We start from the raw sequence: 22,742 nt of genomic DNA, 5'->3' as shown, positions 1-22,742 counted from the left end.
AAACACTGCACACTGTGTGTCTCCTCTACGTCATCGCCCCTCACCATCCTTGGGGTTGAAAGCCGGGGCTGATCGTTTCGACGGTGCTCGTCGCAAACCTCCGCCTTCGGCTGTCACGAGATCCAAGGAGCCCAGACATGGCGTACACCCTGAAGGCGGCCGTCGCGGCGACGGGGCGAAGGAGCAGCGATCCCGGAATCGCCGATGCCGTCGCGTCGATCATCAGCAATGTCCGGTCCAAGGGCGACGAAGCCGTACGGCATTACTCGCAGACCTTCGACGGCTGGACCCCCGAGTCGTTCCGTCTGGCTCCCGACGAGGTCCGCAAGGCCGTCGCCGGGATACCGGAGACGGTATTGGACGACCTGCGCTTCGCACAGCAGCAGGTTCGCCGGTTCGCGCAGGCCCAGCGCGACTCGTTGCTTGAGTTCGAGATCGAGACCCTGCCCGGCGTGTTCCTCGGTCAGCGGCAGGTCCCGATTCAGGCATCCGGCGCGTACGTGCCGGGCGGCCGCTATCCGCTGACCGCGTCCGCGCACATGACCGTTCTGACCGCCAAGGTCGCCGGTGTCGCGCGCGTGGCCGCCACCACGCCCCCCAACGAAGGCGCCGTGCCGCCCATCAGCGTGGCCGCCATGCACCTCGCCGGTGCCGACGAGATCTACGTGCTCGGGGGCGTCCAGGCGGTCGCGGCGCTGGCGCTGGGCACGGAGACGATTGACCCGGTCCACATCCTCACGGGACCGGGCAACGCCTACGTGGCCGAGGCGAAGCGCCAGCTCTTCGGCGAGGTGGGGATCGACCTGTTCGCCGGCCCGACGGAGACCCTCATCGTGGCGGACGAATCGGCGGACCCCTTCACCGTCGCCGTCGACCTGCTCAGCCAGGCCGAGCACGGGCCCGATTCCCCGTGCGTCCTCGTCACCACCTCAGAGGACATCGGTGCCGCGGTGCTGCGGCACATCGAGGTGCTTCTGCCGGGACTGCAGACCAACGCCATCGCGGGTCCCGCGTGGCGGGACCACGGTCAGGTGTACGTCGTGGACGACGTCGCCGCGGCCTACCGGCTCGCCGACGAGTTCGCCTGCGAACATGTGCAGATCCTGACGCGGAACCCGCGCGAGGCGCTTGACGCGATGCACAACTACGGTGCCCTGTTCCTGGGAGAAGGCACGTGTGTCCCCTACGGCGACAAGGTCATCGGGACCAACCATGTCCTGCCGACCCTGGGAGCCGCCCGTTACACCGGTGGTCTGTGGGTGGGCAAGTTCCTCAAGACCCTCACCTACCAGGAAGTCCGTGATCCCGCCAGCAGCACGGTGCTCGGCGAGGCCTGCGGACGACTGTCCCGGCTCGAACGCTTCGAGGGCCACGCGCGGTCCGGCGACCTCCGGGCGGCCAAGTTCGGCCGTGCCGACCTGCCCTGGGACCCTTACGCCGCCGCCAGGCCCTGAAGCCAGGAGCGGCGTCGCTCTGCTCGGCCCGCACACCCCACGACCGCCTGTGGGACGCCGCTCCCTACCTTGTCTCGCGGCTGCCGACAGGACTGCGGCTGCGTTACCTCACTCGTCCGGTCCGGCCCCGGTCGTCTTGCGCACCACCAGTTCGGTCGGCAGGACGACACGCTCCGGCTTGCCACCCGCGAGCTGCTGGAACAGCAGACGTGCCGCGAGCCGGCCCTTCTCCAGCAAGGGCTGGCGGATCGTGGTCAACTGTGCGGCGCTCGCGGCCGGGGCGTCGTCGAAGCCGATCACGGAGACGTCCGCGGGGCAGTGCAGACCCCGCTCTGCCAGGACGTCCAGCGCTGCCAGGGCCATCACGTCCGAGGTCGCCGCGATCCCTGTCACGGGGCCGAGATCCAGCAGGAGCCGAGCCGCCTCCAGGCCGGAAGTGCGGTTGAAGGCCCCTGCTTCCACGACGTTGACGCTGTTCCAGGGGACGCCGTGTTTGCGGCAGGCGTCCGCGTAACCCCGCAGCCGTTCCCGGACCACTCGTTCGGAGCAGGCCCTCAGACGCCGCGTGCTCACCCGCCCTTTGCGGCCGTCGGGCAGCAGCCGGTCGGCGACGACGCCGATCCGCCGATGGCCGTGCTCCAGCAGGTGCGACATCTGGGCCTCGGCGGCCTTGCGGTCCTCGATCCCGATCAGGCCCACGCCCTCCATGACCGGCGCGTCCACGACCACCGTCGGCAGCCCTCGGCTGACGACGGCTTCCAGGAGCGGATGCTTGTCCGGCAGGCTGTGCACAAGGAGTCCGTCGACAAGTCCGCGCAGGGCGGGGTGCCCGATGCCGCCGGCCGTCAACGCCTGTGAGTCGAGTGACAGGGGCAGCAATGTCATGGCGGTGTGGGAGAGTTCGCCCACTTCGACGATGCCCTGCAGGAGCAGAGTGGTCGAAGGGTCTTCCAGGGCGTAGGCGAGGGAACCCATGACCATCACCCCGATCGCCCCGACATGACCGGACCGAAGGCTGCTGCCCGCGATGTGCGGCCCCATGTAACCGAGGTGGGCGGCGGTCGCCAGGATGTGCTCGCGCTGGGCCGGGGACACCTTGGGCGACTGCGCGAAGGCGTAGGAGACGGCGGCCCGCGAAACGCCCGCCGCTTCAGCCACTTCCTTCATCGTGACCATGCGATGTGTCCCGTCCCCTCTGGCTGCCGCACCCCCATGAGCGAGTGAATCGTATCACTTGGCCCCGCCATCCTCCGGCGCGCCCGCGGCTGTCCGGAGTGGTCAGGCGATTTCGACAACGGTGCCGGCGACTTCCAGCGCCGTCACCTCGTCGGCGGGTGCCGTGGTGTCGGTGACGAGGGTGTGCAGAAGGCCGGCGGGACCGACGTAGGCGTAGGCGGTGTGGCCGAGTTTGCTGCCGTCGGCGGCGGCGATGACACGGCGGGCGGAGGCGATGCCGGCCTTCTTCACCGCGGCGTCGTCGAGATCGTAGGCGGTCAGACCGTCGGCAGCGGTGAGCCCGCAGCAGCCGATGACCGCGGTGTCGAAGCGCAGGGCGGCCAGGGAGGCGAGGGTGAGGGGACCGGTGAGGGCTCCCTCGGCGGCGCGGGGCTGTCCGCCGGGCACGACCAGCGTGGCTGGGCCGGGGGTCTGTGCGAGCTGGTGGATGGCCTGCAGGGACAAGGGCATCACCGTGACGGGCCGTTCACGCAGGAGACGGGCCACCTCCAGGCACGTGGTGCCGCTGTCCAGCAGCACGCTCTCACCGTCGGCGATCAGTGCGCAGACCTTGGCGGCGATCCGGCGTTTGGCGTCGACCGCCTCGCGTGCACGCAGCGCGAAGGGGGGCTCCTCGCCTCGGAGCAGCAGGGTGCGCGCCCCGCCACGGACGCGTTCCAGGACGCCCTGCGCGGCGAGGACATCAAGGTCGCGCCGGATGGTCATCTCCGAGGCGCCGGTCAGCTCCGCCAGTTCCTGGACCGTGGCGCCTCCGGAGTCCCTGACGGCCTTCGCGATCAAACCGTGCCGGTCTGCGTTGTTCATACCGCGATTGAACACCACCGAGAAACGAACAACAATTATGTTCGTAAGAAGAGTTTCGAACACTATAAATGTTCGTTAAGGTGATCGCATGGAACGTTCCCTGCGAGCCGCCCGCGTGGCGACCTATGTCTACTTCGTCCTGTACGGCACTTTGCTGAGCACCTGGGTGGTACACATCCCTGCCATCGAGGAACGCGTCGGCATCAGCCACGCCACGCTCGGCGGCCTGCTGGTGGTGCTCGGGCTCGGGGCCTTCGTGGGCATGCAGGTGGCGGGTCCCCTGACCGACCGGCTCGGCACCCGCGTCATGGTGCCCGCCGGCGGCATCCTCTGCGGCGCGGCCCTGTCCCTGCCCGGTCTCGCCCACGATCCGTGGACGCTGGCCAGCGCGCTGCTGCTCTTCGGGCTGTGCAACGGCTGCCTGGACGTGAGCATGAACGCCCACGCCGTGCACGTGGAGAAGGCGTACGGCCGGCCCGTCATGTCCGGCTTCCACGCCACGTTCTCCATCGGCGGTGTCCTCGCCGCACTCGCCGGAGCGGGCGCGGCGAGCGCCGGCCTGAACCCGGCCGCGGGCATGGGCGCCATGGGAGCCGTGGGCGTCATCGTCGCCGTGACCTCGGCACGCGCCCTGCTGCCCGCCGCTGCCCCCGTCGAGAACCCCGGCTCCCCGGACAAGACGTCACCGGCCGACGAGCGCAACGGCAGCACGGGCCGGGTCCGGTTGCTGGCCGTTCTCGCCCTGATGGTCATGCTGTGCGAGGGCGCCGCCAACGACTGGAGCGCCTTGCACCTGAAGGACGTCATGGGCGCGTCCGCCGACGCGGCGGCCTTCGCGTACGGCACGTTCGCCGCCGCCATGACCGTCGGCCGCCTGCTCGCCGACCGCTTCGTCGCCCGGTTCGGTTCCCCGGCGATCCTGCGCAACGGCGCGGCCATGGCCGCCGTCGGCATCACCCTCGTGGCCCTGGGCCCGTGTATGTGGGCCGTGTTCACCGGCTGGGCGCTGTTCGGCCTGGGCCTGTCCGGCTGCGTTCCGCAGCTGTTCAGCGCGGCCGGACACGCCGATCCCTCCGCCGCCGGGGCCAACGTCTCCCGCGTCGCCGGACTCGGTTACGTCGGCATGCTCGCCGGTCCCGCCGTGATCGGCTGGCTGACCCACCTCGTCGCCCTCGACCACGCCTTCGTCCTGTTGACCCTGCTGTGCGTGACCACAGCCCTGGGCGCCGGCGTCCTGCGCACCGGATCCACTGTCGTCCACCGAGGCGGGACGGCAACCGACCGCACCCGCCAGGCCGGGATGGCAACCGGCAACCGCTGACCGCTTGTGCGGCACTGGCCCCTGACAACCGTGCCGCACAAGCTCTCCTCCCCCGGTCACCAGGACCGGGGGGCACTCCCTCAGCCCATCGAAGGAGCCCAGATGTCCCAGTCCCCCGCGCACCCCGCCCGCGGGCAGGTCGGTGTCATGCTGCCGCTCGACCTCCCCGTCGCCGAAGTGCTGCCCTATGTCCGGCGCGCCGAGGCGCTGGGGTTCGACCAGGTCTGGGTGGTGGAGGACCTCGGCTGGCGCGGCGGCGTCGCCCAGGCCGCCACCGTCCTGGCCGCCACGACGGACCTCACCGTCGGGATCGGGATCATGCCCGCCGGCGCCCGCAACGTGTGCTTCGCGGGCATGGAACTGGCCACCCTCGCCCAGCTCCACCCCGGCCGGCTCATCGCGGGCATCGGCCACGGCATGCCTGGCTGGATGCGTCAGGCCGGGTCCTGGCCGGAAAGCCCCCTGACGCTGATCAAGGAGTACGCGAGAGCGCTGCGCCTGCTCATCGCCGGCAAGCCCGGCCCCGAGAACGGCCGTTACGTCCGCTGCGAAGGTGTGGTCCTCACCGAGATCCCCGACATCGTCCCCCCGGTAATCCTGGGTGTCCGCGGTCCGAAGTCACAGGCGGTTGCGGGCGAGGTCGCCGACGGACTGCTCCTGGCCGAGCCCGCCGCGCCCGGCTACATCACCGCCTCCCTGCGTCACCTGGGCCCCTCCGCCTCCGCGAGCTCCCCGCAGATCGTCGTCTACGACGCCGCCGCCGTGGACGACGACGAAGAAGCCGCCCTGACCCGCGTCCGCACGGTCCTGGAATCGGTCGGTGAGCCGCAGTGGGCCGCGCACATCGACCCTCTGCCCTTCGCCGAGGAACTGCGCGCACACCGCGCCGCCAGCCCCGACGCACGGCACTTCGCCCTGACGATGCCCACGGACTGGGTCCGCGAGGTGAGCATCGCGGGCACCCCAGCCCAGGCCCGAACGGCGATCGACGCCCGCCATGCGGCCGGCGCGACCAGCGTCGTTCTCGTCCCGGTGGGCCCTGACCGCCTGGCCGCACTGGACTCGCTCGCCCGCGCCCTGCCCGACCGGCACTGACCCGAACGCCCCCGAAGCCCCAAGGGAACAGACCCTATGTCCACCAACCGCCCACGCATCGTGCTCTTCGACCTCTTCGGCGTCATAGCCCGCCACCAACGCCCGGGCGCGCTGGAGAAGATGGCGGGGCGCTGCCACACCTCCCTCGACGCCTTCACCACGGCCTACTGGACTCATCGCCCGCCCTACGACGCCGGCCGGCACAACGCGACTGCGTACTGGACCGACGTACTGCACGCGCTGTCCCGCCCCGCAGACGCCGACACGATCGAGGAGCTGCGGCTCACCGACATCGACAGCTGGTCACGCGTCGACGACCGCATGGCGACCTACGTACGGACCCTGCGAGACCGCACCCGGGTCGCCCTGCTGTCCAACATCCCGGCGGACCACGCGGACGCCTTCCTCGCCGCCCAGCCCTGGCTGCACGACCTCGACCACGTGGCGTTCTCCGGGAAGATCGGGGCGGCCAAACCCGACCCGGCCGCCTTCCGGCACTGCGTCGTCGCCCAGAGTGCCGCCCCCGCCGACTTCCTCTTCGTCGACGACCGCGAGGAGAACGTCCGCGCGGCGCGGGCCGTCGGGATGAACGGACACGTCTTCGACGGCCAGGACAACCTCGCAGCCGCCGTCGACGCGTGGCTGTCAACCCGGTGAGCGGCGCGCGCCCGTCGGGCCAGGCAGACCGCGCCGCCCCTCGACGCGCCGTCACCACCGAAGGGGAGCCAGGGCCGTTAGAGCTACCCTCCCGGCCGACTGCACTGCGGGCCATCTGCCGCCGTGGGCAAGCGGAGGTCCCTTGCGATTCAGGATTCCAGGATCGCGACCGCCCGGGTCCAACCTGCGGAAGCGGCGTGGACTTTGACCGGGAAGCAGGAGATCGAGAAGCCGTGGGCGGGCAGTTGCTCCAAGCCATGTAGCTTTTCGAGGTGGCAGTAGCCGATCTCGCGGCCGACCCTGTGGCCCTCCCAGATGACGGAGGGGTCGTGGTGGTCGGCGAAGTGGGCGGCGGTGTGGACGAAGGGGGCGTCCCAGCTCCAGGCGTCGGTGCCGGTGAGGCGGACGCCACGTTCGAGGAGATAGAAGGTGGCGTCACGGCCCATGCCGCATCCGGACGAGACGTAGTCGTCCTGGCCGTAGCGTGCGCCCGCGGCGGTGTTGACGACGACAATCTCCAGAGGAGAGAGTTCGTGCCCGATACGGTCGAGTTCTGCTTCGACGTCTGCCGCGGTGGCGACGTAGCCGTCGGGGAAGTGGCGGAAGTCGAGCTTCACAGCTGGCTGCAGGCACCATTCCAAAGGCACTTCGTCAACAGTGATCGCCCGCTTGCCGCCGTCCATGATGGCCGAGTAGTGATACGGCGCGTCGAGGTGCGTGCCGCTGTGCGTGGTGGCACGCACCCATTCGTGCGCCCACCCCTCACCGTCGGGCAGGTCGTCGAGGGTGGCGCCGGGAAAGAAGTCCAGGAGACTCTGGGCGGTCTGGGCATGTGTGTGGTAGTCGATCTCCGGCACGAATGCCGGAGGGTCGGAGGGGATCCCGGCCTGCAGTGGCACTGAGATGTCGACGAGCTTGCGCATTGTCTTCTTTCCTTCGCCGTCGAGATGGTGTCACACGCGAAGCGAGTGATCGATGATGAGTGGAGCGCCGGTCTTGCCGATCACTGCGTCGATGTCGATGCCGGGCGCGACTTCCCGCAGGACGAGACCCTCCGGTTCGACGTCGATCGTGGCGAGGTCGGTGATGATGCGGTCCACGACACTGGTGCCGGTGAGCGGGAACGTGCACTCGTCGAGGATCTTCGCGTCGCCGTCGCGAGTGAGGTGTTCCATCAGCACCACGACTCGGCGGGCTCCGTGGACGAGATCCATCGCTCCGCCGATCCCTTTGACCATGGCCCCTGGAACGGCCCAGTTGGCGAGGTCGCCGGTGCGGGAGACCTGCATGGCACCGAGCATGGCGACGTCGATGCGACCGCTGCGGATCATCCCGAAGCTCAGGGCTGAATCGAACGCCGAAGCGCCACGGTCAAGGGTGACTGTCTCCTTCCCCGCGTTGATCAGGTCGGGGTCGACCTCGTCCGGGCGTGGATACGGCCCCACCCCTAGCAACCCGTTCTCCGAGTGCAGCACGATGTCCAGATCGGCAGGCACGTGGTTGGCGACGATTGTGGGGAGGCCGATTCCGAGGTTGACGTATGCGCCGTGGGTCAGCTCGCGCGTCGCACGGATGGCGATCTGGTCCCGGGTCCGGCTCATGGGCGTCGCTTCCCTTCGTGCACGGTCAGTCTTTCGACGGGTTTGTCCGCTGCAACGTGTTCACTGAGCGGGACGATCCGGTCGACGAAGATGCCGGGCAGGTGGATCTCATCGGGATCGAGATCGCCCTCCTCGACGAGATGCTCGACCTCCGCAATGGTCGTGCGCCCGGCCATGGCGCACAGCGGATTGAAGTTGCGGGCCGACGAATGGAAGACAAGGTTGCCGGCGCGGTCGCCGCGCGCGGCGCGCACCAGCGCGAAGTCCGCCCGCAGCCCCAGTTCGAGCACGTACTCCCGCGTGCCGTCATCCACCGGGAAGGTCCGAACCTCCTTGGGTGGGGACTCGACCGCGACCGAGCCGTCCACGGCATACCGCCATGGCATGCCGCCTGCGGCCACCGCGGTACCGACACCGGCAGCAGTGTAGAAGGCAGGGATGCCCATGCCGCCCGCACGCAACCGCTCGGCCAGCGTGCCCTGGGGCACGAGTTCGAGCTCCAGCTCCCCCACCAGGTACTGCCGGGCGAACTCCTTGTTGCCGCCGATGTACGAGGCGATCACTCGCCGCACTTGCCGCTGCTCGAGCAAGAGCCCAAGTCCTGCCCCGTCCACACCACAGTTGTTCGACCAGACCTCCAGGTCACCGACCCCGAGCTCGGCAAGCGCACGAATCGTTGCGGAGGGAATCCCGCACACCCCGAAGCCGCCAACGGCGAGCTTCGCGCCGGGGAAGACGTCCGCGACCGCTTCCTGCGCGGTTCGTATCGTCTTGTCCATCAGTTCTCCACTTCTGTCCACGCACGAAGAATCAGGGCTTCCCCCGCTCCCTCGCCCGTAGCTCGTGCTTGCGCACCTTGCCTGTGGAGGTCTTGGGCAGCTCAGGCACGAACTCGATCTCGTGAGGAGCTTTGAAGTGGGCGATCCGGTCTCGTACGTGAGCCATCAGAGCCCGCTCTGTCGCCTCCTCCGCCCCGGCGCCGGAGACGACCACGAAGGCCTTCGGGCTCTCGCCCCACTTCTCGTCCGGGACGCCGATCACCGCGGCATCGAGCACCGCGGGATGGCTCAGCAGGGCTTGCTCCACTTCCACGGTCGAGATGTTCTCCCCGCCGGAGATGATCACGTCCTTGGCGCGGTCGACGAGTTGGACGTAGCCGTCGGGGTGCATGACGCCGAGGTCGCCCGAGTGGAACCAGCCGCCCTTGAATGCGCCCGCCGTGGCGGCCGGGTCCCGGTGATATGCCTTCATCACCGAGTTGCCGCGCATGACGATCTCACCGATCTCCTTGCCGTCCGGGGTCACATCGGTGAGTTCTCCGGTGCTGTCGGTCTTGTCCCGGACGATACGAACCCGGTCGGAGGTGAGCATCCCTACGCCCTGGTGGGCCAGCCGTACAGCCAGCTCCTCACTGGTCAGGTGGCCCCAGGAGGGTTGCGGTTCGCACACCGCGTACGGGCCGTAGGTTTCGGTGAGGCCATAGACGTGGACGACTTCGGCTCCGAGGCCCCGGATTCGGCCGATGATGGTCGGGCTCGGTGGAGCGCCTGCCGTGACGACGGTGAGCGACCGGTCCAGGCGGTGCGCCTCGGTTGCGGTCACGAGGGTGGTGAGCACGGTCGGCGCACCGGCCATGTGCGAGATCCGCTCGCGGTCTATCAATTGCCATATCGCGGGTCCGCGTACGGCACGAAGACACACGTGGGTTCCGGCGACGACGGTCAGTGCCCAGGTGGTGCACCAGCCGTTGCAATGGAACATGGGCAGGGTCCACAGGTAGCGGCTGTCCTGCCGGAAACCCTGGTGGTAGACCTCACCGAGGGCATTGAGATATGCGCCGCGGTGCGTGTACTCGACGCCTTTGGGGTTGCCGGTGGTGCCCGAGGTGTAGTTGATGGCGATGACGCGGTTCTCGTTGTCCACCTCCCATGGAAGTGGGCTCGTGCTGCCCTGTGAGAGCAGATCGGCGTAGGGGGTGGTGAGCGGCGGCCGGTCGTAGCCTCCGCCCGCTCGCGGCAGTTCCACGACCTCGCGCACTGGTCCCTTGACGGACAAGTCGGTCAGGTGCGCCACGAGGTTCCCGTCGCCGATCAGCAACTTCGCCGCGGAGTGGTCGCAGATGTAGCGGACTTCGCCGGGCGACAAGCGGGTGTTGATCGCAACGAGGGTCGCGTGCGCGAGCGGGACCGCGAAATGGGCGGCGAGCAACTCGGCGGAGTTCGTCGCAAGGTAGGCGACACGGTCGCCGGGCTGGACGCCGCAGGCCCGCAGTGCCCGGGCGGTGATGGTGACCTCACGGGCGAACTCGGCCCAGGTCCAACTGCGGGAACCGTCGATGACGGCGGTCACGTCGGGATGCACCTCGGCTGCTCGCTCGAGGAAGCGCAGCGGTGTCAATGGCGTCTCCATGATCAGAAACCCGATGACAGAGGGATGACGTCGGCCCCCGGCACGATCGTCTGTCGGGTCTCGCCGAACCCTTGCCCATGCAGGGTGACGACGTCGCCGGGGCGGAGCCAACGCGTGAAGTCCGCCATGTCCGGCGTGTCGACATGCTCGAGCAGGCAGCCGCCGGGGACCGTGCCGGATCCGATCACGTCCCCCGGCGACAGCTCGACGCCCCGCGAGATGAAGGCGAGGAGCTCGCCGAAGCTCCAGTCCATCTGATCGAGGGCGCCACGGGTCAGCACCTCGTCGTTGACCGAGGCAGTGAGTTCGATGGCGAGCCGGCCATCGTGGCGAAAGTCTCCCAGCTCGTCGGCGGTGACCAGGGCCGGACCGAGCGTGATGGCACTGTCCTTGCTCTTGCCCATCCCGACGCCCAGTGACAGGTCGCGGACTTGGTGGTCACGGGCGGTCCAGTCGTTGAAGAGGGTGTAGCCGACGATGTGACGTTCAGCGCTGTCGGGGTGCAGATCCCGGCCACCGCGTCCGATCACCGCGCCGACCTCCAGCTCGAGATCGAACATGCGGCTGCCCGGGGCGACCGGAACGTCGTCGTGGGGCCCGACGACCGCGTCGGCGTTGGTGAAGTAGAACGCCGGAATCTGCGACCACACCGGATGCAGCTGCTCGCTGCGCCCGAGCGCCCGGTAACTGCCGCGCAGGTGATCCAGGAAACAGAGTCCGTCTCGGACGGAGGGCGGGCGGGGAAGAGGTGGGAGCAGCCGGACCTCGTTGAGCGGCCGGACCTCGTCCGGTGCGAGCCGGGCCGACTCGCCGGCCTCGGCCAGTGCGCCGTCACTGGTCTGGAGCAGCGACAACAGGCTGACCCCGGAGCGTAGGCCCCGGACCTTCTCGCCGTCGACGATTCCAGCCCGAGGGCCGGCACCGGCGTCGTAGGTCACCCACTTCACGGGCGTCCTCCTTGAATCAGGTGAATCAGGTGGGTGGGGCGGGACACGTCAGGGCCGGCCGTTCTTCACGGCGCGGACGGCCTGCTCGTGGAACCCGCGGGCCATCGGCTCGACCGCGGCCCAGGCACCCGGCGGTGTTCCGGGCAGTGCCCGTCCGGCGTCGCGTACCCGCCCGAGGATGCGCTCGGCGGCGGAGTCGGCATCGGCGGTGAGGGTGGTCAGATCGGTCGTGGTCAGCACGCCGTCGCGCTTGACGATCCGTCCGTCGATGAGCACTGTGCGGACGTCGGCGGCAGTCGTCTGGAACACGAGCGTCGCGTACGGGTCCACGCGGGGGTGCTGCTCGATCGCAGGACCGCCCACGAGGATCAGATCGGCGCGCTTCCCAGGGCTGAGCGAGCCCACTCGGTCACCAAGGCCCAGCGCGTCGGCGGCGTTGACGGTGCTCCAGCGCAGCGCCTCGCTGGCGGGGGTCGCCACGGCCTCGGGCATGGCTCCGGAAAGGTTCACGGCATCCGCGGCGTCCGCGCGGGCGCAGGCCAGGCCGAACCGCATTTCGTGCCACAGATCGCCGCTGTTGAGCGAGACAACGTCGGTGGACAGCGTCGGGGCCAGCCCGTGCCGGCGACACCGTTCGAAGACAGGGCGTCCGAACCCCATGTTGAGCTCGGTCTCCACCGAGATGGACACCTTGCCCCCGCTGCGGGTGATGGCCTCCCACTCGGCGTCGTCGAAGGCGGTGCAATGCACGTGCACCATGTCCGGTCCGAGCAGGCCGAGCTTGTCCATCTCGGTGATCCCCGCGCAGAGAACGCTGCCGAAGACGCATCCCGCGTGGTTGACGAGCAGAGCGCGCCGTTCACGGGCGGCGGCCAGTTCGGCGACCGTGTCGTCCCAGGGCAGGCCGAACAGTTCCGACAGCGACACCCCGAGTGTGAGCAGGCCGTCGGAGGCGAAGTAGGTGTCGGCGACGCGGTGGAAGTCCGCGATGCGGGCGGCGTGGCCGCCGAACTTCGTTGCCTCGGGAGAGCTTTCGAAGAAGCCGTAGCAGAACGCGGCTCGGATCCCGGCTTCCTGCAGTCCGCGCACCGCGGCATCGGCGTGGTCGGGGGTGTTGTTGCAGTGGGAGAAGTCGAGGAGGGTGGTCACCCCGGAGTTGATTGCGTCCACGGCCCCGAGGAGGTTGCCCAGGCGGACGTCGTCTGGGGTGTAGGCGGGAGAGACGCCCAAGCGGATGCCGAAGTAGTAGTCGGCGAGTGTCCAGTCGCCGCAGATTCCACGGACCAGGGACTGCCAGGTGTGCCGATGCGTGTCGATCAGGCCCGGCAGCACGAGGTGGCCGCTCGCGTCCAGGATCTCGGCATCGCCGACTGGGAGCGAGGGGGCCACAGCGGTGATCACCCCGTCCTCGATCAACACATCGGCAGACGGAAGGTCTCCGAGGCTGGGATCCATGGTCAGGACGTGGCCGCTCCGGATCAGAATGCGGTGATGGCTCATGGTGGCCTCCGACGTGTGGCTGGCTGACAGTGAGCAGCTTGCGCTGTGCCGGACGCGAGATCATGAGGCAAATAAGTTGCGTTTCGGGACTACGAAGTGCAGGTAAAATGTGCTAGCCCTTCCGGAGAAAAGGCGCGGGTACACCTGCTGTACTGGCCGGAGAAGGCGGTGATGGGACATGGACATCCAGTCGTTGCGTTACGCCCTCACGTTGGCTGACGAACTGCACTTCGGCCGCGCCGCGAGCGCCCACTACATCGCTGCCCAGCCATTCGGCCGCCGGATTCAGGAACTGGAACGCGACCTCGGGGCGAGGCTGTTCGAGCGCACAAGCCGCCGGGTCTGCCTGACTCCCGCCGGCGAACGTTTCCTGCCTCGGGCCCGCCGGGTGCTCGCCGACCTGGACGCCCTCATGCAGACGGCTGAAGGCGATCACACCGAGCCGGTCCTCCGGATCGGTGTCCTCGGCTTCGGGCTCGCCGATCGTTGGCCCGCAACACGTGCTCTCCTCGCCCAACGCCATCCCGAACTTGAGCTTGTCTATGTCGAGCTGGACTGGGAGAACCAGTACGACGCAGTCCGCACTGGCGAGGTTGACGTCGCCATCGTCCATGACGTCGGTGGCGCCGAAGACCTCCTGCTCGAGCGCGTCATGGACACTCCGCGTTATGCGGTCGTCCCCGCTGACGCGGAGCTCGCCGACGCCGACCACCTCACCGTCTCCGACGTCTCCGATCGGCCGTGTGTCGCACCAGTCGGTCAGCCCGGGCTGACCGACTGGTGCGGCGGCCGACCGACCAGAGGCGGTGTGGAAGTACGCTCGCCCACGAACATCCCAGCCGCCGTAGCCACAACCGGCCTCATCGGTGTTCACGCCGAACCGGCGACGCGTTTCCTCCCCCACCCAGGAGTCTGCTACCTCCCGCTCGACGGACCCCGCGCTGTCGTGGCCGTTGTGTCACGCATACGTGACCAGCGTGAACCTGTGGCGGCCTTCCGAACTGCGGCGCATGCGAGTGCCGCCATCGACCGACTTGCTCAAGAAGTCAGCTGATTCCGACCGAAGAACAACGGAGCCGGTGGTTCCTGAGCACCGGGTTTCGGAGCTGATGGAAGTCCTCAACAACTCCCTAGGGTCGGAAGAATTAGCACCACAGAATATGATCGGGCGGATTGTCGTCGGCCTGGCCTGAGCCGCGGAATTGGTGGTCGACTTCGACACCGCAAGCCGAACCATAGACGGCGTCACACGAGCCCTTGGCAGGGCGGGATGCCTTCACACGCGCTCCAACTCCCGCTGCGGGCCCACGCGTCACGCCCGCAACCGGCCGGTCTGCCGCCGCATCGAGCGATCAGCGCGGCAGGTAGCGGCCCACCCCGGTCCTGGCCAGCCAGCCCCGGTCGGACGACTCAGACCGACCGGCAAATGGATCACTTGAGACGCCGGCTGGTGGGTCGGCCGTCCCAGCGGTAGCGGCTGCGTGCCTGCCAGATCAGCATGCGAAGTGTGACGAGGGTAGCGGCGAGGTAGAGGTAGAAGTCCACGATCCTGCCGTTTCTCTCGGTGCAGCGCCGCGGCTTGCCGTAGCCGTTCATCCACGAATGCGTACGCTCGACGGGCCGGCGCTTGCCGGCCCGGATCGGGCGGGCACACCCCCGCGGGCGATCTCGGCAGTGAACCCCAACTCAGCTATCAGCTCACGGGACTTGATGCTGTCGCAGCCCCGGTCGAGGTTGACGTTCACGGTATGCGGCAGCATGCCGGCCTGCTCCTGCGCGGCGTCCAGGGTCAGTCCGAGCAGTGGCGAGTCATGCCTATTGGCCCCCTCGGACGATCCCCAGCGGGACGCTGGGGGCGCCGAAGGCGGCGGAGCGCTTGAGCCCTGCTTGCCCCGGTCGACCGGCGAGCGGCCGGCCTTCTCCCCACCGGACGGGGCCTTGGTGATGCAGCCGTCCACCGAGATCTCGCCAAGGTCGAGGCCGATCATCCGGGGGTCGGCGTCCAGGGCGAGAGCGTGCCGCGCTTTGGAAATCCCTTGTCAGGACCGCTCTTCGAGGCGTCGGCGGATGGTGCGGTCCGAGCATCCGGGCGTGGAGATCCGCTCGTAGCCGCAACCATGGACCAGCGCGAGCACGACGTGCTCGAAGACGGTTCGGTCGGGGATTCGGCGGCGGTGACAGCCCAGCGGGTGGCCGACGACGAACTCCTCCCGGACAGGCAGGAGCGCGGCGAACTGGTCCCACCGGGGGTTCGAGCAGGCAAGCCGGCAGCGCGGGCACGCCGTCCTTCGTGTTCACTGAGCATAGAGATCACGACCATGAGGTACGCGCAGGGCGGCGGGTCGGCCGATCCTGAGCTCAGGGCAGGTTCACCACGGGAGGTTCCCGGATCGGTCGATGAACTGTCCCGTCGGCCCGTCCGGGCCGATCGTCGCGAGGGTCACGATGGACTCCGCGCCGTCGGCGACGCTGTGTCCGAGACCGCCGGTGAAGTCGGTCGCGGTCTGCCCGGGGTCTGCGGCGTTGACCTTCACGTCCTTCAGTGCCTTGGCGTACTGCGTCGTGAGCATCGTGACCGCGGCCTTCGAGGCGCAGTAGAGGGGCAGGGCATACTGCGACTCGATCCGTGCCGGGTCCTGGGTCATGCCGAAGGAGCCCATCCCGCTGGACACGTTGACGATGACGGGGTTCGGCGACTTGCGCAGCAGCGGGAGGAAGGCGTGCGTGACGCGCACGATCCCGACGACGTTCACGTCGAGCACGGCGCTCACGTCGGCCGCGGTGTACTCCTCGACGGGGCCGACCTTGCCGAGGACGCCGGCGTTGTTGACCAGGACGTCGATCGTTCCCTCATGCGCGGCGACATCCGCGGCCGCGGCCTGGACCGAGGTGTCGTCGGTCACGTCGATCTTAACGAACCGGGCGCCGAGCGACTCGGCCGCGGCCCGACCACGCTCACGGTGGCGGGCACCGAGGAGGACGGTGTGCCCCGCCTCGACGAGGCGACGAGCGGTTTCAAAACCGAGGGACTTGTTGGCCCCGGTGATGAATGTGGTGGTCATGCTGGCTCCTCCTGGTCCTAACAGCACGGTCGTGCGCTGTTCTCGCACTTCATGCTGGGTCCCCGGGAGGGTTGGCGGGAGCTACGGGACTTCCTGGTACCGCGCGTACCACCCAGCAGCCTGGTCCACCGGACGAGGCGGAACGCGGGCCTTCATCCCTGAGGAGACATCCTCTGCACCCCAATGGCCGCAAGGAATTCGAGTTTGCTGCGGGCGTCGGTGCCTGGCTGCGGCGTGTACACCACGAGGCGGAGGTTCGTGTCCTGGGTGTTGAGGATGTCGGAGTTCATGGCGATGTCTCCGACATCCGGGTGCTGGACGAGCTTGTGCGCACTCTGGTGACCGCCCACCGCTCGGCGGCTCCACAACTCGCAGAACCGCGGGCTGAGGTTCAGCCGCGATACCAACGCCGCGAGGTCGGGATCGTCGGGGTACCGGCTCGTCGTCGCGCGCAGGTCGGCGACGAGGGACTCCTCGAACGCCGCCCGCTCGGCCGCCGTCTGCCGGACCCGGGGCAGCTCACCCAGGAACTGCCAGACCAGGACGTTGCGGTCTCCCACACCGCGGACCGTGGGATCGCCGAACGTGGCCGCGAACAGAGGATTCCAGTGCAGCAACTGCCAGGTGGCGTCGTAGATCGCCAGCGGGTTGCCGACGAGCTGGTCCACGATCCGGTACAGGCTCCCTGGGATCATTCGCGGAACCCGACTCGGATCAGCTGCGTGACCGGCCATGCGCAAGAGGTGAGCGTGCTCGTCGTCGGACAGGTGCAGGGCGCGAGCCAGGGCCGAGCAGACCTGCGCCGAGGGTGTCGCCACCCGTCCCTGCTCCAGCCGGACCACGTACTCGACCGAGATGCCGGCCAGCGTCGCCAGCTCCGCGCGTCGCAGACCGGGGACCCGACGGGGTGAGCCGTGTGCGAAGCCCACCGTCGCGGGGTCCAGCCGGTCCCGCCACGCCCGCAGCGCGGCACCGAGTTCATCCATGCACACCACTCTCCCGCACACCCCGCCCCGCTGGGTGGTACGCGCTGTACCACGAAGTCCCGTAGCTCCCGCCGACGTTCCCCGGGGCTCAGGGTCGAGTCGTGAACGGCGCACAACGATGCTGTTCGGAGTCAGGAGGAGCAAGCATGACCACCACGTCGAACCACTACGTCACCGTGCTGTGGGAAGCCCGGGCCAAAACCGGGAAGGAAGCCGCGATGAAGGCGTTCATGACAGCCGCCGTCACCGCATCGCGCTACGACGCGGGCAACATCGACTACGAGGCTCACCAGGTCGAGGGACAACCGGGCGCGTTCGTCATCTTCGAGCGCTGGGAGAGCCGCGAGGCCTTCGAGGGCCACCTGCAGGCACCCCGCATGCAGGACCTGGTGCCCCAACTGCTGGACCTGATGGACGGCAGCGTCGAGGACGGGATCCGCTTCCTGCAGCCGTTCCGCCCGGCACGGTGAATGGCGTCCCGCCGAGTGGTGTAGCCGTCCGCACCACGCTGGTCCAGATGCCTCTGTGATCGGCCGGTCCGGTCGAAGCTCCGCGCTGCCGCGCGAGCCGGTCAGGGCGGCGAGAGCCGTCCGACACCGGGGGGTGCCGGGCCGAATCCGGCCACGACCTGCGCAGCCGCGAAGGATGACCCGCTACACCACGTGGCGGGACGCCACCGGCACGGTAGGCCGGCCCGGAGCACGGCGGTCGTGATCGTCGTCCTCCGACGCTGAGCGGATTCGGGCAGCAAGCCGGCAGTGCGGGCACCGCCGTCCTTCGTGATCCGAGCGTGGGGACACCATGATCACGTGGACCCGTGCCTGCTCTGCATCCTCCCCTCCCACACCCGATACCTATTGCCGGTCGTCCTTACGTAACTGACCACGGACCGGCTCGACCTTGCCCGGTGTCGTCTCGCGCCCAGGGCGATCGCGACATCCTTGGCCATCACCGGCCCGTCCGCGCCGGGCACGATCTCCATCCGCCGGTACTCGGACGTGAGGACTTCCACGCCCATGCCCTCGGCACGGTCCGGAACCAGCCGCATCCCGCCGACTCCCGGCCCGACCACCACCCGTTATGGCTCCGGCTCCGGCTCCGGCTCCGGCTCCGGCTCCGGCTCCAAGGTCCTCTACTGTCGACGCCCACCGTCCGCGGCCTCGGCCCACTGCCCGAACACCGCTTCAGCGGCCTCCAGCCGGGCCACCTCCGACTCAATCCCGGCCAGGTCCTTGCGGAGCAGTTCGGCCCGATCCGCCAGCTCGATCCGCCGCTCGATCGTCCACGCCAGCACGTCCGCCATCCACATCCCTCCCGCCGCGGAACCTACGGAATGCCCAGCCCCGTCGCCGAAGAACCCCGCAAACCGCTCCCGACGGACGATCGCCTGCTAGTGATCACGCCCGTCACCACTGCGAGTGCACCATCCACCATCCCCAGCTCAAGGGGCGAACAGCTTCCAGTGCCCCTCGGAGACGACTTCGACGCTGTCGTCGGTCACCTTGATGGCAGTCTCGTCGTCGATCGCGTACCCCGGTCGTGGGATCCCGGCGGCCCACTTCTGCGCGTTGGCCATGGAGTTGTCCGGGAGATTCTCGTGGTCCAGGTGCGGGAAGATCGAAAAGTCGACCATGCCCAGCGCATCGTCGCCACCGGTAGGTGGCTTCCACACGTAGGACTCACTGAAGTCCTTCCCTACGCTGGGGGCCAACACCATGCTCCCGGCGCTTGCTCCCACATAGACCGTCTCGCGCAGCGACGGCAGCAGATCGGCCAGCCCGGACTGCCGCATCCAGTGACACAGGTACAGGGCATCGCCGCCACCTGCCAGCAGGACGTCGGCCTCTCGGACGGAGGGGAGCCACAGTTCCTCGCCGAGGCTGGGCAGCGCGGTGAGCTCCAGCACCCCCAGCGACTTCCAGCCCGCCTCGCACATGGAGATGACGGACCGTCCACTGATGAACCGCCATGCCGAACCGACACCGCCGGGCATGGCATACGCCGCGGTGGGAATGCACAGGGCGTTGGCCTCGGCAATCGGTTTGCCCAGCAGGTCGACCAGCGCGTCGTGGATGCTCGCGTTCTTGATGCCGGCGGATGTGAGAAGAAGCCGCACCGATACCTCCCGATGGAATGCGGTGAAGTGGTCTGACATACAGACCTGATATCACCGCGAAACTCACCGCTGCCGAAGAGGATCCAACTCTCGCAACAGGCCGCTTGCCGCGTAGGACCGGGTCGGACGCTTGTAGCACGCGCGAACAGCGGCGGTCCCGGCGAACGCCCCGTGGCAGGAGATCACCTGGCGCCGATCACGCCGCCGACCAGGACGAGTACCGCGGCTATCGGTCAGTCCAGACCCATGACCAGCGACTTCAGGATGAGACGATCTCCCTGAACCGGCCCTTGAGGCACCGTCGCCCCGCCAGTCTCCGAAAGACCGTCTCTGACCAGCAGGAATGGAGAGGTTCCACTGAAGTACTAAAACCGCAACCGACTTTTGAGTGATTGGTTGCCCGGCTCTTCACCGACCTGGGCGTGGATGGGTCTTGGTGACGTCTGGGCGTAACGGGGAGGCTAACGAGGTGCCGCGAGTACGTCCCGGAGTACGCTCTCGAGCGTGACCCGGGCCAGTTCGTGTTTCAAGGTCTCCTCGATGCCCTCGTAGATGTTTTGCATGGCCGGCTGGATGCCGGAACCCACTATGCACCCCTGGTCCGGTGTGGTGCGGTGCATCGCGAACAGCGGGCCGGGTCCCACTGCCTCGTACACGTCGAGCAGGGTCATCGATCCCAGCTCGCGGGCCAGCGACCAGCCCGCGCCCACGCCGCGCCGGGACTCCACGAGGCCGGCCCTGCGCAGTTCGCCGAGCAGCCGCCTGATCACCACGGGGTTGGTGTTCGCGCTGGTCGCGATCTGCTCAGAGGTGGCGACCTCATGGCCCTGGCGCTGGTAGAGACCGATCCAGGCCAGCGCGTGGACGGCAATGGTCAGCCTGCTGTTGGCACTCATGACGCCCCTCCTCTCGGACGCAACACTCTATGTTACGACAGAACAGTCGTAACAGCGGAGGTTGCAACAGCCTGTCGTAACAATTAGCGTTGCGACTGCGGGGAAAGGTCAATCAACGAGGTGGGAAGAATGAGCAACGCACTCACGGACAAGGTCGCCGTGATCACCGGGGGTAGCACCGGCATCGGATTCGCGACCGCACGCGCATTCTGCGACGAGGGCGCCAAGGTGTTCATCACCGGTCGCCGCAAGGACGCGCTCGACGCTGCGGCCGCCGAACTCGGACCTGCCGTGACCGGCGTGGTCTGCGATGTTTCGGTGCGCTCTGACCTCGACGCGTTCTACAACACCGTGCGCGATCAGGCCGGCCGCATCGACGTGCTGGTCGCCAACGCCGGCATCGGCACGGCGGCTCCGTTGGGCGAGGTGACGGAGGAACTGGTCGACTCGGTCTTCGCCACCAACGTCAAGGGAACGATCTTCACCCTGCAACAAGCGCTGCCGCTGCTCAGCGCCAACGCCTCGGTGATCCTCACAGGTTCGACCGCCACGACACGGCCCAACCAGGGACTCGAGGTCTACGCAGCGTCGAAGGCCGCAATCCGCAACCTCGCCCGCGGTTGGGCCCTCAGCTCGCGCACGCATGGCTTCCGGGTCAACGTCGTATCCCCGGGGGGCACACGCACCCCTGGTCTGCTCGAACTGATCTCGCCCGAGGTTCTCAAGGAGGCCGAAGGTGAAGTCCCTCTTGGTCGGCTCGCCGAGCCCGAGGAGATCGCGGCCGTGACGACGTTCCTCGCCTCGGACGCGTCGAGTTACGTCAATGGTGCCGAGTTCTTCGCCGACGGTGGTTACGCGCAGGTGTGAGTGCTCTCGTAAACGCCTGCGAACATTCCGGCCCTTCGTGGCCGTGCCCAACCGTCCCGCCGCACAACCGCAATCAGTCGGCAGTACGGCCGTGGTAGCCGGGTGTGTCAACTTAACGACTCTGGGCCGCGGACTTCACCTACGCCGCGGCCGGTCAGCGATCGGCACCGATGCCTGGGACCAAGGGGCCGCTGATTGAAAGACAAGCCCGCACGCCGGCCTTCTCTGCCTGCTGAGCCGTGTTGGCCAAGTTGGCGATGCCCCCGGCAAGGCAGGCACCGGCCGGTGCCCGAGGCGAGACGTGTCGGGTCGCTTCCCCGGTGACTGCGGGGGGACGCGTCAAGTCGCGCCAATGACAGCCTGAAGGGGCGCGAGAGCGAGCGGCAACAGGTCGCGGAGGGGACGGATCTCATGCGGTCGCACCCATTGATGCTCCGCGGTCTGTTGGACCAGGAGGCCGACGCTCGCGATCAGGGCAGCGGTGTCGGCGTCCAACCCCCTGTCGACCAGCGCACCAGCGATCGCGGCCGTGAGCGCTGCGCGTTTGCCCTCTTCGCGCTCCCGCAACTCCGGTGTGGCGTCGATGATTGCGACCGCTCCAACGCAGGGAAGACATCCAGCAGTTGTGCACCAAGTCGGTTGATCTGCCGGGTGCGGTCGAACGGAGCCAGGCGGCGGGTGGTCAGGGTGCGCGGGTCGACAGCGATCTCGTCGGGCCGCAACAGACCGACATCACGACGGATACGGGCCTGGTCGGCGTTGGCGAAGGCGTCCTTCCCATCCGTCTTGCCCTCACCCCGGTAGGTGGCCGATGCCAGGTGAACCGCCGGATCCGTGAGGCAGGCGACGGACTGACCGTGTGCTGACCACCAGGCCCACCAGCAGGACAGCGCCCCCGTGGTTGAGGTCGACGGCCCGCCCCGAGCGGCCAAGTTCCTTAAGCCATCGAGCGATCGCCGCGACGCCAGCCACACCCGGGCTCCCTGAGCCTTCCGATCTTACGAACGACCAGATCAGACCCACTTGAAAGGTAGGGACATCCATGGGCGCTGTGCTGAACGTCGGACTCGATCCACGTGTCGTCGGTGATCCCGAGGCGCCCAGTGAGGCGTTCCCGACCGTTACCAGCGAGCAGGTCCAAGCCGGACTGGACGCGACCGCCGCCGAACTCGCCGATATGGGCCTCGATTTCGAGACATGCCTGCTCGACAGGAGCGGGACGGCGGAGGAGCGGTTCCGTGACGTCGTGAGCCACAGACGTTACGACATCATCGTGATCGGCGGCGGGGTCCGTCTGGAGCCGTCGATGACCTCGTTGTTCGAGAAGCTCGTCAACATCGCACGCAGGTACTCCCCCGAGTCCGTGCTCTGCTTCAACACCGGACCTGACACTACCGTGGAGGCGGTACGGCGGTGGTGGCCTCCGGCCCAGGGAGACTAGCCTCGCGCTTTCACGAGGTGGCCTGTCCATGAGCTGATGTCGCAGTTCGGCGACCGGATGGGGCTCTGCGTACTCGCCGAGGAGATCACCCCCGAAGTAATCGACGCGGTATTGGAGTTGCCCATAAGGGTCGAGCGCCGCCGCAGGCTTCTGCCGGCTCGCGCGGTGGTCTATGGCGTCCTGGGGCTGTGCCTGTTTGAACATGGCGCGGCCGTCAGGCTCCGGGGTGTTGTGACGGTGGTCGTGAGCTGACCGTGGGCGTTCCGGTCGCCAGCGAGCGGCCAACTTTCCTGGATTGCCGAGACCGTGAAAGCCGACGGGCCGGAAGGCCGGGGTGGGCAGGCCCCGTT

Annotated in this window: 23 protein-coding genes and 1 pseudogene; 9 read left to right on the top strand and 15 right to left on the bottom strand. The window is 68.3% G+C overall.

Annotated features, from left to right (window positions below):
- Positions 1-137: 137 nt before the first annotated feature.
- Positions 138-1,454 carry a histidinol dehydrogenase gene (hisD, locus tag ACYF6T_RS28615; protein WP_461700000.1) on the top strand — a complete coding sequence of 439 codons (1,317 nt, stop codon included), beginning with the start codon at positions 138-140 and terminating at the stop codon, positions 1,452-1,454.
- Between the two features lie 108 nt (positions 1,455-1,562).
- Here hisD and ACYF6T_RS28610 read toward each other — a convergent pair whose 3' ends face one another.
- Positions 1,563-2,621: a LacI family DNA-binding transcriptional regulator gene (locus ACYF6T_RS28610; RefSeq protein WP_461699999.1), complete on the bottom strand. Its 1,059-nt coding sequence runs from the start codon at positions 2,619-2,621 to the stop codon at positions 1,563-1,565.
- Between the two features lie 111 nt (positions 2,622-2,732).
- Entirely contained in the window at positions 2,733-3,494 is a 762-nt protein-coding gene (locus ACYF6T_RS28605) for a DeoR/GlpR family DNA-binding transcription regulator (RefSeq protein WP_461699998.1), read from the bottom strand.
- A gap of 88 nt (positions 3,495-3,582) precedes the next feature.
- On the opposite strand from ACYF6T_RS28605, the gene ACYF6T_RS28600 reads away from it, so the two are divergent.
- The 3 genes from ACYF6T_RS28600 (at position 3,583) to ACYF6T_RS28590 (ending at position 6,567) form a co-directional block, all read left to right on the top strand.
- Positions 3,583-4,815, top strand: coding sequence for an MFS transporter (locus tag ACYF6T_RS28600; RefSeq protein ID WP_461699997.1), 1,233 nt, complete (start codon positions 3,583-3,585; stop codon positions 4,813-4,815).
- 102 nt (positions 4,816-4,917) lie between these two features.
- Positions 4,918-5,910, top strand: coding sequence for an LLM class flavin-dependent oxidoreductase (locus ACYF6T_RS28595; RefSeq protein WP_461699996.1), 993 nt, complete (start codon positions 4,918-4,920; stop codon positions 5,908-5,910).
- 36 nt (positions 5,911-5,946) lie between these two features.
- Positions 5,947-6,567 carry an HAD family hydrolase gene (locus ACYF6T_RS28590; protein ID WP_461699995.1) on the top strand — a complete coding sequence of 207 codons (621 nt, stop codon included), beginning with the start codon at positions 5,947-5,949 and terminating at the stop codon, positions 6,565-6,567.
- A gap of 149 nt (positions 6,568-6,716) precedes the next feature.
- Here ACYF6T_RS28590 and ACYF6T_RS28585 read toward each other — a convergent pair whose 3' ends face one another.
- Genes ACYF6T_RS28585 through ACYF6T_RS28560 form a run of 6 tightly spaced genes read right to left on the bottom strand, consistent with a single transcriptional unit; the run spans position 6,717 to position 13,024 of the window.
- A complete protein-coding gene (locus ACYF6T_RS28585) occupies positions 6,717-7,490 on the bottom strand; it encodes a cyclase family protein (protein ID WP_461699993.1) in 774 nt (257 codons plus the stop codon).
- A 30-nt stretch (positions 7,491-7,520) separates the two neighbouring features.
- The gene (locus tag ACYF6T_RS28580; RefSeq protein ID WP_461699992.1) at positions 7,521-8,168 is read right to left on the bottom strand and encodes a 3-oxoacid CoA-transferase subunit B; all 648 of its coding nucleotides are present in this window, start codon (positions 8,166-8,168) and stop codon (positions 7,521-7,523) included.
- A complete protein-coding gene (locus tag ACYF6T_RS28575) occupies positions 8,165-8,947 on the bottom strand; it encodes a CoA transferase subunit A (protein WP_461699991.1) in 783 nt (260 codons plus the stop codon). The genes ACYF6T_RS28580 and ACYF6T_RS28575 overlap by 4 nt, the downstream gene beginning before the upstream one ends.
- Before the next feature lie 31 nt (positions 8,948-8,978).
- The gene (locus ACYF6T_RS28570; protein WP_461699990.1) at positions 8,979-10,688 is read right to left on the bottom strand and encodes an AMP-binding protein; all 1,710 of its coding nucleotides are present in this window, start codon (positions 10,686-10,688) and stop codon (positions 8,979-8,981) included.
- Entirely contained in the window at positions 10,580-11,524 is a 945-nt protein-coding gene (locus tag ACYF6T_RS28565; RefSeq protein WP_461699989.1) for a fumarylacetoacetate hydrolase family protein, read from the bottom strand. Before ACYF6T_RS28565 ends, ACYF6T_RS28570 begins: the two co-directional genes overlap by 109 nt.
- 48 nt (positions 11,525-11,572) lie before the next feature.
- Positions 11,573-13,024, bottom strand: a complete 1,452-nt coding sequence (locus ACYF6T_RS28560; RefSeq protein ID WP_461699988.1) for an amidohydrolase family protein — start codon at positions 13,022-13,024, stop codon at positions 11,573-11,575.
- A gap of 178 nt (positions 13,025-13,202) precedes the next feature.
- Here ACYF6T_RS28560 and ACYF6T_RS28555 point away from each other — a divergent pair, with 178 nt between their 5' ends.
- The gene (locus ACYF6T_RS28555) at positions 13,203-14,078 is read left to right on the top strand and encodes a LysR family transcriptional regulator (protein ID WP_461699987.1); all 876 of its coding nucleotides are present in this window, start codon (positions 13,203-13,205) and stop codon (positions 14,076-14,078) included.
- Between the two features lie 377 nt (positions 14,079-14,455).
- Here the strand turns inward: ACYF6T_RS28555 and ACYF6T_RS28550 are convergent.
- The 3 genes and pseudogenes from ACYF6T_RS28550 to ACYF6T_RS28540 form a co-directional block, all read right to left on the bottom strand.
- Positions 14,456-15,304: pseudogene (locus tag ACYF6T_RS28550) on the bottom strand (transposase family protein).
- Positions 15,305-15,393: 89 nt separating this feature from the next.
- Complete coding sequence (locus ACYF6T_RS28545) at positions 15,394-16,086, bottom strand: SDR family NAD(P)-dependent oxidoreductase (RefSeq protein ID WP_461699986.1); 693 nt, start codon at positions 16,084-16,086, stop codon at positions 15,394-15,396.
- Between the two features lie 152 nt (positions 16,087-16,238).
- Positions 16,239-17,072, bottom strand: a complete 834-nt coding sequence (locus ACYF6T_RS28540; RefSeq protein ID WP_461699984.1) for a helix-turn-helix transcriptional regulator — start codon at positions 17,070-17,072, stop codon at positions 16,239-16,241.
- Positions 17,073-17,218: 146 nt separating this feature from the next.
- Here ACYF6T_RS28540 and ACYF6T_RS28535 point away from each other — a divergent pair, with 146 nt between their 5' ends.
- Entirely contained in the window at positions 17,219-17,542 is a 324-nt protein-coding gene (locus ACYF6T_RS28535) for a putative quinol monooxygenase (protein WP_461699983.1), read from the top strand.
- Between the two features lie 662 nt (positions 17,543-18,204).
- Here ACYF6T_RS28535 and ACYF6T_RS28530 read toward each other — a convergent pair.
- From ACYF6T_RS28530 to ACYF6T_RS28520, 3 genes are all read right to left on the bottom strand, one after another.
- Positions 18,205-18,375, bottom strand: a complete 171-nt coding sequence (locus ACYF6T_RS28530; RefSeq protein WP_461699982.1) for a hypothetical protein — start codon at positions 18,373-18,375, stop codon at positions 18,205-18,207.
- Between the two features lie 138 nt (positions 18,376-18,513).
- A complete protein-coding gene (locus tag ACYF6T_RS28525; protein ID WP_461699981.1) occupies positions 18,514-19,227 on the bottom strand; it encodes a Type 1 glutamine amidotransferase-like domain-containing protein in 714 nt (237 codons plus the stop codon).
- 422 nt (positions 19,228-19,649) lie between these two features.
- Positions 19,650-20,084: an Rrf2 family transcriptional regulator gene (locus ACYF6T_RS28520; RefSeq protein WP_461699979.1), complete on the bottom strand. Its 435-nt coding sequence runs from the start codon at positions 20,082-20,084 to the stop codon at positions 19,650-19,652.
- Positions 20,085-20,213: 129 nt separating this feature from the next.
- Here ACYF6T_RS28520 and ACYF6T_RS28515 point away from each other — a divergent pair, with 129 nt between their 5' ends.
- Positions 20,214-20,951, top strand: coding sequence for an SDR family NAD(P)-dependent oxidoreductase (locus ACYF6T_RS28515; RefSeq protein WP_461699978.1), 738 nt, complete (start codon positions 20,214-20,216; stop codon positions 20,949-20,951).
- A 470-nt stretch (positions 20,952-21,421) separates the two neighbouring features.
- On the opposite strand, the gene ACYF6T_RS28510 is transcribed toward ACYF6T_RS28515, so the two are convergent.
- Positions 21,422-21,925, bottom strand: a complete 504-nt coding sequence (locus ACYF6T_RS28510; protein ID WP_461699977.1) for an IS110 family transposase — start codon at positions 21,923-21,925, stop codon at positions 21,422-21,424.
- 68 nt (positions 21,926-21,993) lie between these two features.
- Here ACYF6T_RS28510 and ACYF6T_RS28505 point away from each other — a divergent pair, with 68 nt between their 5' ends.
- Both ACYF6T_RS28505 and ACYF6T_RS28500 read left to right on the top strand, forming a co-directional pair.
- Positions 21,994-22,392, top strand: coding sequence for a hypothetical protein (locus ACYF6T_RS28505; protein WP_461699976.1), 399 nt, complete (start codon positions 21,994-21,996; stop codon positions 22,390-22,392).
- A gap of 36 nt (positions 22,393-22,428) precedes the next feature.
- Complete coding sequence (locus tag ACYF6T_RS28500; protein ID WP_461699975.1) at positions 22,429-22,644, top strand: transposase domain-containing protein; 216 nt, start codon at positions 22,429-22,431, stop codon at positions 22,642-22,644.
- Positions 22,645-22,742: the final 98 nt, after the last annotated feature.

The organism is Streptomyces sp. 7R007, assembly GCF_054850255.1.
Note: the sequence above shows the minus strand (reverse complement) of the source record. Positions and strands in the feature narration are given on the sequence as shown.